This window comes from Staphylococcus lutrae (assembly GCF_002101335.1).
Taxonomy (GTDB): Bacteria; Bacillota; Bacilli; order Staphylococcales; family Staphylococcaceae; genus Staphylococcus; species Staphylococcus lutrae.
In genome coordinates, this window is sequence record NZ_CP020773.1 from 769,890 (window position 1) to 782,974 (window position 13,085).

A 13,085-nucleotide genomic window follows, 5' to 3' on the forward strand; every position below is an offset into this window, starting at 1 on the left:
ACGGTTAACTCAATAACGTTCCGGACTCGTCTAATTTTAGATGCTTTGATATATCATGATTCAGTTTTTTAAACAACTCGACTTCATCGGTCAATCTTAAACCAAACGATGGAATCATTGCTTTGATGGACGTTTCCCATTCTTTAAATGATTGTGGGAAAGCACGTTGTAATACATCTAACATGACATCTACGGCTGTGGATGCCCCCGGTGATGCCCCGAGTAATGCCGCTAATGTACCATCCGCAGATGTAATCACTTCCGTACCAAATTGTAAAGTCCCTTTTCCTTTTTCAGCTGTATCCTTAATCACTTGAACACGTTGCCCTGCCACAATCACTTGCCAATCTTCATTTTTAGCAGTTGGTATAAAAGTTCTTAATGCGTTCATCCGTTGTTCATTTGATAATAGCAACTGTTGAATTAAATACTTTGTTAGTCCTAATTCTTTAGCACCTGCTGCTAACATTGTCGTTACATTATTGGGTTTCACTGATTTAATCAAATCTAAATAGGAACCTGTCTTTAAAAATTTAGGCGAAAAGCCCGCATACGGACCAAATAAGAGGGCGCGCTCACCATCAATATATCGCGTATCCAAATGTGGGACAGACATCGGTGGTGCACCCACTTCTGCTTTACCATAAACTTTGGCATGATGACGTGCAACGACTTCTGGATTTTTACAAGTTAGGAATAGACCACTAACTGGAAAACCTCCGATATGTTTCGATTCAGGTAAGCCCGTTTTTTGAAGTAACGGCAAGCTCGCTCCCCCTGCACCAATAAAAACAAATTTTGATACGACTGTAAATACACGTTCTTCTTTTAAATCTTTAATTTTAACCGTCCACGTACCATCGCGATGTTGCGTTAAATCTTGAACTTCATGTTCATAATAGAGTGCGCCACCTTTGGCTTCTAACTGATTTAACAGCTTTTGCGTCAGTCTGCCAAAATTGACATCGGTCCCTGATTCATCCCGCGTGGCTGCTATCGCTTCACCATTCGGGTTGCGACCTTCCATCATCAACGGAATCCATTCTTTTAATGTATCGTATTCATCCGTCATATCCATACCTTGAAATAGGACATTTTCACGCAACGCATTCACTCGCGCTTTTAAAAAGTTCACATTTTTATCACCTGTGACAAAACTCATATGAGGCACCGTTCGAATAAACGACTCCGGATCGTCAAGCTGTCCACTTTTAACAAGGTATGACCAAAACTGCTTAGACACTTGGAACTGTTCGTTAATTTTAATGGCTTTCGTAATATCGATTGTACCGTCAGTTTTTTCACTCGTATAATTCAGTTCACAAAGCGCAGAATGCCCTGTCCCTGCATTATTCCATGCGTTCGAACTTTCCTGTGCACATTGATCTAAACGTTCGAAAACATTAATATCCCATTCAGGTTCTAATGCTTTTAGTAATGTTCCTAATGTTGCACTCATGATTCCACCACCGATAAGTACAACATCTGTCTTGTTATGTATGTTTTTCATAACAATACAGTCCCCCTTTTCACTTTAAATCGTTTACAGCTTCTCATGTTGTCGCATTAAAAGATTGCTCGGATGAAGTATAAAAATGTTCCGACAATTCCGACTTTATCACGCTTCATTATCCATCTTTCCCCGTGCGCGATATCACATCTCTTAAATTCATCTTTATCAACCCGCACGAAGAGATTAATAATTCAATTATATACCTTAATCAACTAATAAAAAAGCGATTCCAACTATTTTGTAAAATTTCCATACCATGACTAAAATCAACATACGCGCTCTATCTTATACGTCTGACTATGATCAATCTTTCAAAATGTATTAACAATTCATTAACACTCCTTTTTTGTGCAGTGCTATAATGAAGAAAAAGTAGCTAATCGAGGGATGCGTCATGAAATCTATCACTTTTCTAATGCACAATATTTATGCCGTTGGCGGTACTGTCAAAACAATCTCAAACCTGGCCAATCAACTTGTGCATCAAGGTCACCAAGTCACGATTATTTCTATTTTCAAGTCTCAACGCCAACCTTACTTTGAACTCGATTCCCGTGTCAAAGTGAAGGCATTGGTCGATTATCAACTTGCACTCAGAAATTTCATCCCACTTGTTGCAAATCGTATCCGTAAGTTCACACCATTTCTTAAACCAAAATATTTAACCGCTCACGAACCAGGTTATCGGCAATATTCGAGCTATATCGAAAAAAAGATGATACGTGCGATTCAACGTGATTCATCAGATATCTTTATAGGCACACGTGCAAGTCATAATTTGTTGATTGCGCAATTTGCAAAAAGTCACCAAATCACAGTCGGAATGGAACATATGAATTTCGATGCACACTCGGCAGAATTAAAGGAAGCGTTGCTTACATATTACCCACACCTCAGTGCAATCACAACGTTGACGCATACCGATAAACAACGATACGTCTCATATTTAGACATCCCCGTTTTTGTCGTGGCCAATATGATAGATGAAAAACGCCATCAAATTATGAAAAAACATCAAATTGTCGCAGCCGGCCGTTTTGAATATGAGAAAGGTTTTGACTTGTTAATTCAAGCGATTTATGAAATTCAGCAAGACTTACGTGATTTTGATTATACGGTCTTGATCTTTGGCGATGGCAGTGAGAAAGAGGCATTACAACAGCAGATTAATTTTTTACGCCTTCAAGATATTGTGTTTTTACGTCCGACAACAAAACATCTCAGTACGTATATTGCAGAGAGCAAAATCACATGTGTGCCTTCACGCAACGAAGGATTTGGAATGACCATTTTAGAAGCGATGAATCAAGGCAGTATTGTCGTAAGCTTTGATGGAAATGCAGGCCCAAAATCCATGATTCGCCATGGTTGGAACGGCTTTTTAGTCCCTCACCTCGACACTGCATCACTAGCAATGCAACTTTTAGAAATCATCGAATATGGCCATTCAAAATATTTAACGCCTATCATCCAAAATGGCTATGAAACCGTCGAAAACTATCAACCGGAAGCCATTTACCATCAATTCAAAGCCGTCATCGATACGGTGACACACCTTCATCAGCAACAACATCATACAAAACAATAAAAAGAGACAGGTCACTTCGCCTGCCTCTTTTCGATTTAACTTAATATTAATGACAAAATAAATGTCCAGATACACCAGAATATCAATAGTGCAGCACTATATTTTAATGTCATTTTTAACAATTGTGATTCTTTACCGACTTGCTTTACGGCCGCAGTTGCGATTGCAATAGATTGTGGAGAAATCAATTTACCAATGGCACCACCGGCAGTATTCGCTCCGACAAGTAATGCACCTGTTGTGCCGACTTGTGGCGCAACTGACGCTTGAATTGGTGCAAACAAGGCGTTGTTATTTGTTACAGACCCTGTCATGAACACCCCAATCCATCCTAAAATCGGCGACAAGAATGGGAATGCCTTGCCTGTTTTTGAAATCCCTTCGCCCATCGCACTTGTAAGTCCACCATATGTTGTCACTTTTGCGATGGCTAAAATAAAGCAAATTGTTAAAATCGGTAACCATAATTCTTTAAACGCTTCGGCAAACAATGCGCCGGCACGTTTGAAATTCACTTTTGAAGAAATCAAAATAGTAATGATACCCGCAATTAACAATGCTGTTCCCGTTTGGTTCAGAAGGTTAAACGTCAACATAATCGGCTTGCCTGATATCTCGTTCATTGTACCTGGGATGGCAAAGCGCATGTTGAAAAATGATAGCGCGCCACCTTCAATAAATAAACCTTTAAAGCCTTTTGAACTCCAAATTAATACAAGAATCGTCAATATAATAAACGGACTCCACGCAAAAACCACTTCTTTAAAACTGTGATGTTTCACTTCCATTTTTTCTTCGTCGCGATTCAGACGGAAAATATGCTTCGGTTGATATTTTTTAGAAAATAACGCTAAAGCCCCCATCGATGCGAGCGGCGGAATAATATCAACTAATTCTGGTCCGAAAAATTGGTTAAAGAATACCTGTAAAACAACGAATGGCACGATTGTAACAATAATCGCAGGGAGTGTTTCTTTAATGCCTTTAAAACCATCTAAAATAAAGATTAATAAAAATGGGACAACGATACTTAAAATAGGTAAGCTTAAATTCAATGCTTGTGATACTGCTAAAGCTGAAACATGTCCTTTTAATGCAAGTGTATCAATGACTGATACAGGTAATCCAATCGCACCGTATGCACCTGCTGCACCATTCGCAACGAGGCAGAGCATTGCTGCTTGTAATGGCTTGAATCCAAGCTGAATCAACAACACCGCACAAATTGCAATCGGCACACCAAAACCGGCAACACCTTCTAAAAATGCATTGAATGCAAAACCAATTAAAAGTAACTGGATACGTTGGTCCTCAGAAATGGTTGTAATACTATCTTGAACAATTGAAAACTGACCGCTTTCAACGGTTACTTTATAAAGCCATACGGCCATCATTACGATAAAGCCGATAGGTAAAATACCTTGATAAAAACCTTCTAAAATACCACCTGATGCGACACCTACAGGTAATTTAAACACGAATAATGCAATGACCAGTGTCACGATTAATGTTGTAATTGCCGCATAAATCCCTTTCATTTTAAAGACTGTTAAACATAACAAGAATAAAATGATTGGAATACTTGCAATGAGTGCAGAAATTGCAAGATTATGAAATGGATCGAAACTTTCTACTAACATCTCTTTTCATCTACCTTCAATATTTATTTTTTCAATCCGGATACAAAATCATGTGATTGATTTCACATAAAATATATCACGATACATTGATTAATTCAACAGCATATAGAAATAAAAATAATTGTGAGCTTCTTTTTTAGAGTAAGACAAGAAAATCATACGCTTTCATTCCCATATGTCATTTATTTTTTCTTTCAATTTTTAAAAAGCATATATAATGATAAATGGACGTTTCTTTAAGATTATATAAGTAGTTTTTTCTAAATGCAATAATAGATTTCAAACATGTTTAGACGCATTTTAAAATCTAGTTGTGCTGAAATTCAGTATAATACTTGGAAGCAGCACACGTTATACTATTCAAAAATAAAAAGAATAATTGAAAATTGAAGTTTAAATACAATGCAATACAGCAGAATGATATATTAAAATAAAATTCTTCCACATTATAAAAAGCCGGGACATCATCATCCCGGCATTTTATGAAAATAAAGTAAAGATTTTGACATGGACATCACTCAGAATGATTTCATGCAACTTTTTCTTCACTACGTCCTCATCATTCATCGTTGTGACACACTTCATGTCAACGCAACCATTCTGTCTATTGATGATAATGAGGGTCTACAATTTTAGCTTGTCCCCAGCCATCAACTGTCACGACAATATAAGTTCCTGGTTCAGATGCGTTAATAAAACTGAACATATACGTATATTGACCATTGTTTCCTTGAAGTGCATAGTCGTTGTATGGATTATTTTGTTGATTTAAACTATTGGCTTCAGCTTGTGCGCGATCCAATGACCCTTTAAAGTTTGGTAATTTACTTAATGCCTCTTGTCGATCCACTTGTTGCCCTACTAAATTTTGTGCAACAGGGACGACATTTTGTCCTTGATACGGTGCAACATACGAAGACTGACCCGATGTCGTTCCGTTGCTGTTTGAAGGCGTGCCTTGTCCTCCTGGAACAGTCGATTGTGCATTGTTTGTTGCATCTTGATTCGTGTTCGTATTCGGCTGCTCACCTGACTTTGCATTGTCATCACTTTGATTCTTATCTGTTTGATTCGTGTCTTTCTCCTTATCCTTCGCCTTGTCCTTATCCTTCTGTGTCGTCGTTTGTTTATCTGGATGTGCTGATTTTTGATGATCTTTATTGCTATTGTCATCCGTACATGCTGCAAATAATAAAGGTAATACTAATAAACTGCCAAATAATCTTTTCATCGTGCTTCCTCCTCTTCATCCAACTTCTTTCAAAAACCTATTACTTTTTTATACACTTCTCACTGAATACTAAACCCTTTTTTCTCAATTTACAAAATTTTTTATAACTTTTTCAAACCCATCTTATTTTCTTAAACTTATTCATTAAATTTAAATAATGTATGACTCCTAATGAATGAAAGGACTGATTCACTGATGGATACGGCGATTCATAGGCAGGCATGGGTGATTGCGGCTTCAATACCGCCCAATTCAAACAAATGCCGTGTAATAAAGAAGCACTTGTCGACCGACAACACCCCTATTGTTTTTTCTCATCATTTTTGGTAAAGTGTGGACGAAAAATCGAGGAGGCGGATGACGATGACAAACACATTTAAAGCGTTTCGAGTGACCCATGATGACACGCAATTGTCAGGAGAATTTACTGAATTAACAATCGATGCATTATCTGAAGGAGACGTCACGATTCGTGTACATTATTCTAGTATCAACTATAAAGATGTTTTGGCCGCACAGTCTCATAATAAAATTATTCGCAAATATCCTATTATTCCGGGGATTGATTTAGCTGGAGTCGTTATTGCATCACAACATCCATCGTTTAAAAAAGGGGATAAGGTCATTGCGACAGGTTACGACCTAGGTGTGAAACATGATGGGGGGTTCAGTGAAGTGGCGAGAGTCAATGGCGAATGGCTCGTCCCTCTCCCCGAACAACTTACATTAGAAGAAGCCATGATTTTAGGTACCGCGGGTTTAACAGCTGCCATTTCTATTCAACTATTGGAAGATAATGAAGTGACGTGTACACAAGGACCTGTCCTCGTCCGTGGGGCAACAGGGGGTGTCGGTATTTTATCTGTGATGATGCTGAATGAAATCGGCTATCAAGTCATCGCGAGTTCAGGACAAACACAGTACTACGAACAACTACAATCACTAGGCGCACACACGGTTATTCCGAGAATTGAATCCCTTTCTGACAAAGCATTAGCGCACCCAGAATGGCAAGCCGCTATTGATCCTGTAGGAGGGGCAACCACTGCGGAAGTATTAAAGCGAATTCAGCCTCATGGTGCTGTGGCTTTAAGCGGAAATGTGAGTGGTGCCGAGTTTACGAGTACTGTCTATCCTTTCATTTTACGAGGCGTCAGACTTCTAGGGGCGGATTCTGTCGACTTCCCTATGACGAGACGCCAATATTTGTGGCAACGCCTCGCCAAAGATTTAAAACCAAGACAGTTGCACGACATTAAAACCATAATCCCTTTTAGTGCATTAAAAAGCGCATTAGAACGTGCGCAACAACATGATTTTATCGGACGTATTATCGTTGATTTGCGTTCCGAAACGTCATGATACGGATTCAATACATCATTATAAACACCCATGACGTCCAATACTCTGAGTGACTCAAACGGACATCTCTTAACCGATGTGCCCTTCAGCGTCAACATAAACACGTTGAAGGGCATACTTCTCATTATTTTCTTACAAGTCGATTTGTGTGTTTCGATGCACAGTTATATCAAATGCCCTTATGTTCAGAATGACTCGCAATCGTCCCCTTACCATCAGCACTGAAATTAATTCACTTAATGTTCACTCATTTCTTTTTCATCTTATCTCCTCTATTTTGAATATCTTCTTTTTCTGATTTTCTCAATCCTGCCCTTGTGTGATCAAGTATCTCCTTTTTAAATATTATTCAAAGAGCTACCAATCTACCTTTATAAAACCTTTAAAATGCCAAAATTTTATAATTTACTATTTTCTTATGAAAGCGTATACTTGTATACAGAAAATTATTGGAGGTTGCGCAATGAAAATAAATAAAAAGATGATTTTCTTCATTGGTGCTTTAGGTGGTTTACTTTATGGATATGACATGGGGGTTATTTCTGGGGCGTTACTTTATTTAAAAAATGACATCCCCCTCAACGCCTATACTGAAGGGCTTGTCGTATCCTCTATGTTAGTCGGGGCCATTTTTGGTTCTGGTTTAAGTGGTCCACTTTCCGAAAAATTTGGGCGACGCCGCTTAGTTTTTATGATTTCCATCGTGTTTATTATCGGCGCATTGATTTTATCACTTGCACCGACTATGGAAATTTTAGTGTTGGGTCGTTTAATTATTGGTCTTGCAGTTGGGGGTTCTACAGCCATTGTACCTGTGTACTTATCCGAACTTGCTCCAACTGATGCACGTGGTTCATTAAGTTCTTTAAACCAATTGATGATTACGATTGGTATTTTATCTTCATATCTTGTTAATTTCGCGTTTGCACCTATTGAAGGTTGGCGTTGGATGCTTGGTTTAGCAGTTGTTCCTTCTCTTATCTTAATGGTCGGCGTAATCTTTATGCCTGAGAGTCCACGATGGCTACTCGAAAAGCATGGTGAAAAAGCAGCGCGTGATGTCATGAATCTCACTTACCCGCTTGCAGAAATTGATCATGAAATTGAAAATATGAAAAAAATTAATGCCATTTCTGAAAGTACTTGGACGGTATTAAAATCACCGTGGTTGCTCTCAACGATTATTATCGGTAGTGTGTTTGCGTTATTGCAACAGCTCATTGGTATTAATGCCATTATTTATTATGCACCGAAAATTTTTGCGACAGCAGGTTTAGGTGATTCCACAGCTATTTTAAGTACAGTCGGCATCGGAATTGTGAACGTCCTTGTTACTATTTTTGCTATTACAATTATTGACAAAATTGATCGTAAAAAGCTCCTTATCATCGGTAATACAGGTATGGTTGCTTCATTATTGATCATGAGTGCCTTGATTGGATTAATTGGTGTGAATAGTTCTGTTTGGATTATCATGATTTGTTTAACAACATTTATTATTTTCTTCGGTGTTTCATGGGGCCCTGTATTATGGGTGATGCTTCCTGAATTATTCCCGATGCGTGCGCGTGGTGCTGCAACAGGGATTGCAACATTAGTGTTATCAATCGGTAGCTTACTCGTTGCTCAATTGTTCCCGATTTTAACGGACATTCTACAAGTGCAACACGTCTTTCTTATCTTTGCTGCCATTGGTGTCATCGCACTCATCTTTGTAGTGAAATTTTTACCAGAAACACGTGGTCGTAGTCTCGAAGAAATTGAAGCTGACTTACGTGCACGTACAAATACTACACATATCCAAAAATCTTAATTGACATATAACGAGCGAAATCAATCTCTATTTACTACAATACGAGCGCGATTTCGCTCTTTTTTTAATTTGAAGCCTCTAATTAATTGATAATAATTCTCATTTGATTGATAATAGATTGTAAATCAATGGAGTGAGGAGCGTAAAAAAATGAAAGACGTCACAATCATTGGAGGCGGCCCCGCAGGACTATACAGTAGTTTCTATGCCGGGCTCCGAGGGATGGAAGTCAGAATCATCGATGTTCAACCTGAACTCGGTGGTAAGATGCGCATCTATCCTGAAAAAATCATTTGGGATATTGGCGGTATGCCACCACAATCTTGTTTCAGTATTTTACAAAATGTGATTCAACAAGGATGCTATTTCAAGCCAGACATCTTATTAAATACAAAAGTCATCAATATCAAAAAACATGGCGAAAAACACTTCGAGATCATGACTGAAAACGGCGAATCTTATACTTCTCGTGCCGTCATTCTTGCTATTGGCGGCGGTATTATTAAACCTCAACCCCTTGCAGTTGCAGGTGCAGAACGTTTTGAATTAACGAACTTGCATTATGTCGTTCAACAATATCAACAATTCAAGCATAAAGATGTCTTAATATCTGGTGCAGGAAATTCCGCTTTAGATTGGGCGCGTGATTTGTCTGGTTATGCGAAAAGTGTCAAACTTGTCTATCGTCAACAGGCGATTTCAGGTCATGAAGCCATGCAACATATTTTGGATGACCTGAACGTTCAAAAGTTCCCAAATAGTCACATCATCCAGTTAAATCATGCCCCCCATGACCCCAACCTATTGAATGAAGTCGTACTAAAAAATAAAATGACAGGTAAAATGTCTCATCATAAAGTTGACGATGTGATTGTCAGCCATGGGTTTGAACGCGAATTGACATTGTTGGATGATGCAGAAATCAACATTAAAACTGTCGATCACTGCTTTGTATATGGAGAAAAAAATACATGTACCTCTGTTCCAGGGGTTTTTGCCTGTGGCGATATCATTCAACATCCGGCTAAAGTTCATTTAATTGCCAGTGCATTTAGTGATGCCGCTCATGCTGCGAATAGTGCAAAACAATATATTGATCCGACTGCGCCGAAAGAAGGGTTTGTTTCTACACATCATGCCATTTTTAAAGCAGCGAACCGCTCTTTTTTATCCCACTGAATCAATTGTCATCGGTACAGTTATCATTCGAATGCCCATTCCAGATACCATGAAAATGCCCCCATAAAAGTTGATTTCAACACGTTCAACTTTTATGGGGGCATCAATATCCAAATATCGCGATTTCATTCTGCGTCACAGTTGTAACACGATCATAATTTGCCGTTTATTCTTTTACCTTTTTTTCTTTCTTTTGAGACGAGGGGAGTATCGCTTGTCTTAATAAGAAAAATAATAAGATAAATCCTGCTGTAATGGTCACATGGCCAATTCCAGCAAAACCCGCATACGATGCTGGTATCGCTTGACCTGATATTTCTTTAAACCCTTTTAAGAACTGCATCAATACTGTGGTTAAGACACCAATGTTGTATACAATAAAGTACCAATTAAATAAGTAGTAACGACTGATTTGAAACAACTTTTCTATTGGAATTAACATCAAAAACATAAACATACCAAGTGTTAATAAATGCGTATGCATGACGCTCATTTGGGTTGTTCCTGTAAATTCATAATGTACTGTTAATTCTCTATATGCGAAACCACTCAGCAAACCTAAAACAGTATATGTCATAAATGCATATAAGACTCGTCTCACTATTTTCACACCTCGTCTATTTGATCCGTTAATTCAAGTTCGTTTATGAATCTATCTTACACTACTGATTATATCGGCAACTATAGGCATGATGTCAATCTCTTTTATTTGTCAGATTTCGTAAAATTTTTCCGTTTAAAGAGTGCAATTATAGCGAGAATTAATGCAACAATGCTCATTCCTCTCTCCAACCACGGTGATGAAGCCGCTGTTGTTTCCTCACTATCCGCTGTATCATGATGGTGAGATGTCTCCTCTTGCTGCATTGCACCATTTGCTTTTACTACGGTTGTCGGTGCAGGCGTTTCACTCTTTTTATCGTCATCCGTCCACTTTACGACTTTACCATCTTCGTACGTTTGTATCGCTTTCCACTGATATGTACCTTCTTTTTTCGGATTCGCGACAACAATTGGGAAATTCATATACTCATTTTGCCCGATGCCTTTACCTGTTGCAGTCCATGTCACTTTAGTGATTTCTCCGTTTTTGTTTTTCTCGAATGTGTGTTCAAAACCAGGAACAGGTTGCACTCCAGACAACGTGACATCTTTCGGGACTTCAAGTTCAATTTTTACTGTATTGCTGTCTCTTTCAACAGGAACGCGCACGTCATATTGCGCATATGATCCTGGCGTACTCACATTTGGATTCAATGTCACATGCGCTTCAGCAACTGAAGAAAGTGGCGCAAACAACACCATCACAGTTAAAACACTCGTATATAATTTAAATTTTTTCATAATATTCCTTCCTTCTCCATCTATAATGGGATTTGAATTTGGCTCATAATCACGCCAGCCAAAATCAAACATATTCCAATCACTAATTCAATATACAATAATGGTCGATGAACACGTCCGTGTTGTTTCATTGCCCAAAACGTTTGTAATGCACCTAACATCATCATCACGATTGTCAAACCGATTTTCGCAAACCATAAACCACTGTATGCAGTTGAAGCAGTCACAATCGAAACAATCGATGTTGCATCAATCGACATTAAAAGACCTGTCAAAATAATGAGCACAACAGCAAGTATATTTAATTTAAGCAATATATTTTTGATCGTTGCTATATGTCGTTTTCCTTGATGTTTGACGACATGTGCAACAAGATAAGTCAGACTCCCAAGCCATATCGCGATACCGAATAAATGCACGGTACGTAATAGGATTGAATATAAAGGCATCTCCTGTGTCCATACATGTCCCGAAATAGCGAGACTAAGTAATATGAAAAGCGGCATGACCTTATACCAAAGCATTTCCATATTTTTTAAAGTAAATAATGCGAGTACGACAATCAAACTCAACATTGAAATGATAAAAGGAAACTGAAGCCACACGCTAAAATCAAGCTTTAAAATTTGGGTGATCACTGTTTCTGGCAATGTCATTAAATACACAATCGCAGCAGTAAAAGCACCCATCATAAGTAAGACAATGGCACTACGGTGGTGTGGAATCACATGATATGTCGGCACTTTCTGACGGTCCATCAACCAATTAACGATATAAAGTCCTGTTAAAATAAGCAATGACGCTTGTAATAGAAAACGGACTAATCCAAACCAAAAGAATGCGTCTGTGTAAAATGGACCTGACGTGTCAATCGTATCTGCCGTTTTCTTACCCACAGAGAAATAATACTGGCCGTCGACTTCGTGCCCATCTAATGACACGGCTTCCCAAGACACTTGATACGTCCCTTCTTTTACCTTTGATGCATCAAAATGAAGTGTTTGTGCTTTTCCCGACTCTTCAGGTTTTAACGTCGCAACTTCACTTCCTTGATCATCGTAAAGCATCATTTTAGAATAATCCGTGTAAACCGGCTCATTAAATTCGAGTTGAATCGTCTCTGGTGCTGTTTTAACGATTTCACTTTCATTCGGTGACTGTTTTTCTAAAGTTGCATGCGCTAAAGCATTGTTCGTGAAAGCTGAAAAAAATAATATAACAACCATGAGTGTAACAGTCGCTCTTATGAATTTTTTGAATAGGTTCATTCATGTCTCCCCTCGAATCATCATTAAAAGTCGACAAAAACAAAAATATGTCGCCTTTTCAAATTCTACCAAAACATTAAATGAATACAATCATTTTGTTTATGCTTCAAATTATTGTCACTTTATAGATTTTTTCATATTCATTCA

Annotated in this window: 11 protein-coding genes; 4 read left to right on the forward strand and 7 right to left on the reverse strand. The window is 38.3% G+C overall.

Features of this window, described 5'->3' with window-relative positions; genetic code table 11:
- Positions 1 to 4: 4 nt before the first annotated feature.
- Complete coding sequence (gene mqo, locus B5P37_RS03915; RefSeq protein ID WP_085236994.1) at positions 5 to 1,510, reverse strand: malate dehydrogenase (quinone); 1,506 nt, start codon at positions 1,508 to 1,510, stop codon at positions 5 to 7.
- A 397-nt stretch (positions 1,511 to 1,907) separates the two neighbouring features.
- Here mqo and B5P37_RS03920 point away from each other — a divergent pair, with 397 nt between their 5' ends.
- Entirely contained in the window at positions 1,908 to 3,101 is a 1,194-nt protein-coding gene (locus B5P37_RS03920; protein ID WP_085236995.1) for a glycosyltransferase family 4 protein, read from the forward strand.
- Positions 3,102 to 3,136: 35 nt separating this feature from the next.
- Here B5P37_RS03920 and B5P37_RS03925 read toward each other — a convergent pair whose 3' ends face one another.
- Entirely contained in the window at positions 3,137 to 4,741 is a 1,605-nt protein-coding gene (locus tag B5P37_RS03925; protein ID WP_085236996.1) for an L-lactate permease, read from the reverse strand.
- A gap of 604 nt (positions 4,742 to 5,345) precedes the next feature.
- Positions 5,346 to 5,972: a hypothetical protein gene (locus B5P37_RS03930; protein ID WP_085236997.1), complete on the reverse strand. Its 627-nt coding sequence runs from the start codon at positions 5,970 to 5,972 to the stop codon at positions 5,346 to 5,348.
- 363 nt (positions 5,973 to 6,335) lie between these two features.
- Between B5P37_RS03930 and B5P37_RS03935 the strand changes: the two genes are divergently transcribed.
- The 3 genes from B5P37_RS03935 to B5P37_RS03945 all read left to right on the forward strand — a co-directional run bounded on the left by B5P37_RS03935 (position 6,336) and on the right by B5P37_RS03945 (position 10,326).
- Positions 6,336 to 7,334 carry an oxidoreductase gene (locus B5P37_RS03935; protein WP_085236998.1) on the forward strand — a complete coding sequence of 333 codons (999 nt, stop codon included), beginning with the start codon at positions 6,336 to 6,338 and terminating at the stop codon, positions 7,332 to 7,334.
- Positions 7,335 to 7,797: 463 nt separating this feature from the next.
- Positions 7,798 to 9,147 carry a glucose transporter GlcP gene (gene glcP / locus B5P37_RS03940; protein ID WP_085236999.1) on the forward strand — a complete coding sequence of 450 codons (1,350 nt, stop codon included), beginning with the start codon at positions 7,798 to 7,800 and terminating at the stop codon, positions 9,145 to 9,147.
- 150 nt (positions 9,148 to 9,297) lie between these two features.
- Entirely contained in the window at positions 9,298 to 10,326 is a 1,029-nt protein-coding gene (locus B5P37_RS03945; RefSeq protein ID WP_085237000.1) for an NAD(P)/FAD-dependent oxidoreductase, read from the forward strand.
- Here B5P37_RS03945 and B5P37_RS11910 read toward each other — a convergent pair.
- The 4 genes from B5P37_RS11910 to B5P37_RS03960 form a co-directional block, all read right to left on the reverse strand.
- Positions 10,315 to 10,455 (reverse strand): hypothetical protein, encoded by a 141-nt coding sequence (locus tag B5P37_RS11910; protein ID WP_169710774.1) that lies wholly within the window; start codon positions 10,453 to 10,455, stop codon positions 10,315 to 10,317. The genes B5P37_RS03945 and B5P37_RS11910 overlap by 12 nt on opposite strands.
- A 37-nt stretch (positions 10,456 to 10,492) precedes the next feature.
- Positions 10,493 to 10,927 (reverse strand): DUF2871 domain-containing protein, encoded by a 435-nt coding sequence (locus tag B5P37_RS03950; RefSeq protein WP_085237001.1) that lies wholly within the window; start codon positions 10,925 to 10,927, stop codon positions 10,493 to 10,495.
- 104 nt (positions 10,928 to 11,031) lie between these two features.
- Positions 11,032 to 11,670, reverse strand: coding sequence for a YcnI family copper-binding membrane protein (locus B5P37_RS03955; RefSeq protein WP_085237002.1), 639 nt, complete (start codon positions 11,668 to 11,670; stop codon positions 11,032 to 11,034).
- Between the two features lie 20 nt (positions 11,671 to 11,690).
- A complete protein-coding gene (locus B5P37_RS03960) occupies positions 11,691 to 12,938 on the reverse strand; it encodes a copper resistance CopC/CopD family protein (protein WP_085237003.1) in 1,248 nt (415 codons plus the stop codon).
- Positions 12,939 to 13,085: the final 147 nt, after the last annotated feature.

Bases quoted from the DNA above. Each gene is read 5' to 3' on its own strand.
- B5P37_RS03955 (WP_085237002.1), bottom strand. From the start codon at position 11,670: ATGAAAAAATTTAAATTATATACGAGTGTTTTAACTGTGATGGTGTTG.
- B5P37_RS03920 (WP_085236995.1), top strand. From the start codon at position 1,908: ATGAAATCTATCACTTTTCTAATGCACAATATTTATGCCGTTGGCGGT.
- B5P37_RS03930 (WP_085236997.1), bottom strand. From the start codon at position 5,972: ATGAAAAGATTATTTGGCAGTTTATTAGTATTACCTTTATTATTTGCA.
- B5P37_RS11910 (WP_169710774.1), bottom strand. From the start codon at position 10,455: ATGAAATCGCGATATTTGGATATTGATGCCCCCATAAAAGTTGAACGT.
- glcP (WP_085236999.1), top strand. From the start codon at position 7,798: ATGAAAATAAATAAAAAGATGATTTTCTTCATTGGTGCTTTAGGTGGT.
- B5P37_RS03925 (WP_085236996.1), bottom strand. From the start codon at position 4,741: ATGTTAGTAGAAAGTTTCGATCCATTTCATAATCTTGCAATTTCTGCA.
- B5P37_RS03945 (WP_085237000.1), top strand. From the start codon at position 9,298: ATGAAAGACGTCACAATCATTGGAGGCGGCCCCGCAGGACTATACAGT.
- mqo (WP_085236994.1), bottom strand. From the start codon at position 1,510: ATGAAAAACATACATAACAAGACAGATGTTGTACTTATCGGTGGTGGA.
- B5P37_RS03935 (WP_085236998.1), top strand. From the start codon at position 6,336: ATGACAAACACATTTAAAGCGTTTCGAGTGACCCATGATGACACGCAA.
- B5P37_RS03960 (WP_085237003.1), bottom strand. From the start codon at position 12,938: ATGAACCTATTCAAAAAATTCATAAGAGCGACTGTTACACTCATGGTT.